Origin of the sequence: Pedobacter frigidisoli (assembly GCF_032678525.1) — a bacterium.
Lineage (GTDB): Bacteria > Bacteroidota > Bacteroidia > Sphingobacteriales > Sphingobacteriaceae > Pedobacter > Pedobacter frigidisoli_A.
The window spans coordinates 1-2,585 of record NZ_JAVTSE010000017.1 but is presented as its reverse complement, the minus strand read 5'-3'; the positions used below and the strand labels follow the sequence as shown (position 1 = coordinate 2,585).

Here is a 2,585-nt window from a genome sequence, read left to right as displayed (position 1 = left end):
CCACCAGATTGCTTAAGGTTACGTTACCTATATTTTTAACAACAAGATTGTAATTCAATACCTCTCCTGCTTTATTCGGCACAGTACCGTTAACAGTTTTCACTAAAGTAACAGCACCAGCCGGAGTAATCGTTGCTACTGTTGGCGTATCATTAGTCTCCGTCGTTCCTGAAACGTCAGTTACATCTGCACCAGCCGGTGTTTTACCAGTTACCGTTGCGGTGTTAGTATAAGTTCCAGCATCTACATCGCTTTGTGTTAAAGTATGATTAGCCGTTAATGTTACGCTTGCACCCGGAGCCAGACTAGAAATCGGTGAGCCGGTTACTGTGGCATTTGCATCGGTAACCACCAGATTGGTTAAGGTTACGTTACCTGTATTTTTAACAACAAGATCGTAATTCAATACCTGGCCTGCTTTATTCGGCACAGTACCGTTAACAGTTTTCACTAAAGTCAAAGATTCAGCTGGCGTAATGGTTGCCACTGTTGGTGTATCATTAGTCTCGGTCGTTCCTGAAACATCAGTCACATCTGCACCAGCTGGTGTTTTACCTGTAACGCTTGCGGTGTTAGTATAAGTTCCAGCATCTACATCGCTTTGAATTAAAGTATGAGCAGCGGTTAATGTTACACTTGCGCCCGGAGCTAAAGTAGAAACCGGAGAACCCGTTACCACAGCATTGGCATCCGTAACCACAAGATTGGCCAAGGTCACGTTTCCGGTATTCTTGATGATAAGATCATAATTCAACACACCACCAGCAGCCGTTGGTACTGATCCATTGATTGTTTTAACTAAAGTAACTGAACCCCCTGGAATTATCGTGGCAACAGTAGGCGTATCATTAGTTTCAGTCGTTCCTGAAATATCATTCACATCTGCTCCAGCCGGTGTTTTACCTGTGACGCTTGCGGTGTTCGTATAGGTTCCTGCATCAACATCCCCTTGAGTTAAGGTATGGAATGCAGTAAGTGTAATACTAGCGCCCGGAGCTAAAGTCGAAACCGGTGAGCCGGTTACTATGGCATTGGCGTCCGTAAACACAAGATTAGTTAAGGTAACGTTACCTGTATTTTTAACAACAAGATTGTAATTCAATACCTCGCCTGCTTTATTAGGAACGGAACCGTTAACAGTTTTCACTAAAGTCACGGTACCAGCCGGAGTAATGGTTGCCACTGTTGGTGTATCATTAGTCTCGGTCGTTCCTGAGACATCAGTCACGTCAGATCCAGCTGGTGTTTTACCAGTTACTGTTGCCGTATTGCTGTATGTACCCGCATCAATATCGGCTTGAGTTAAAGTATGAACAGCCGTTAATGTTACGCTTGCACCTGGAGCTAAAGTAGAAACAGGAGAACCCGTAACAATTGCATTCGCGTCTGTAACCACCAGATTGGTCAAGGTTACGTTACCTGTGTTTTTAATAACCAGGTTATAATTTAATACACCACCAACAGCCGTTGGTACTGATCCATTGATTGTTTTAACCAAGGTCACAGCACCATCTGGAGTAATCGTTGCAACAGTAGGTATGTCATTAGTCTCGGTAGTTCCTGAAACATCAGTCACGTCCAATCCAGCTGGTGTTTTGCCCGTGACCCTTGCTGTATTAGCGTATGTCCCCGCATCAATATCGGCTTGAGTTAAGGTATGGGATGCAGTAAGTGTTACACTTGCCCCCGGAGCTAAAGTTGAAACCGGTGAGCCGGTTACTAAGGCATTGGCGTCCGTAACCACCAGATTGGTTAAGGTGACATTACCTGTATTTTTAACAACAAGATCGTAATTCAATACCTCTCCTGCTTTATTAGGAACGGAACTGTTAACAGTTTTCACTAAAGTCACGGTACCAGCCGGAGTAATGGTTGCCACTGTTGGTGTATCATTAGTCTCGGTCGTTCCTGAAACATCAGTCACGTCCAATCCAGCTGGTGTTTTACCAGTTACCATTGCCGTATTGCTATAGATACCTGCATCCATATCGCTTTGTGTTAAAGTATGAACGGCGCCTAATGTTACGCTTGCCCCCGGAGCCAGACTAGAAATCGGTGAGCCGGTTACTGTGGCATTTGCATCAGTAATCACCAGATTGGTTAAGGTTACGTTACCTGTATTTTTAACAACAAGATCGTAATTCAATACCTCTCCTGCTTTATTCGGCACAGTACCGTTAACAGTTTTCACTAAAGTCACAGCACCAGCCGGAGTAATGGTAGCCACTGTCGGCGTATCATTAGTCTCGGCCGTTCCTGATAGATCACTCACATCTGCTCCAGCTGGTGTTTTACCTGTAACGCTTGCGGTGTTGGTATAGGTACCTGCATCAACATCCCCTTGCGTTAATGTATGAACAGCAGTAAGTGTTACGCTTGCGCCTGGAGCCAGACTAGAAACCGGTGAGCCGGTTACTAAGGCATTGACGTCCGTAACCACAAGATTGGTTAAGGTGACGTTACCTGTATTTTTAACCACAAGATTGTAATTCAGTACCTCGCCTGCTTTATTAGGAACATTACCGCTAATAGATTTCACTAAAGTCACGGCACCCGATGGTGTAATGGTAGCCAATGTTGGTGTG

General features: G+C 44.7%; 1 protein-coding gene. It reads right to left on the bottom strand.

Going from position 1 to position 2,585, the window contains the following annotated elements:
- Window positions 1-2,585 (bottom strand): hypothetical protein (locus tag R2Q80_RS21855; RefSeq protein WP_316801646.1); only part of this gene is annotated, 2,585 nt, incomplete at both ends.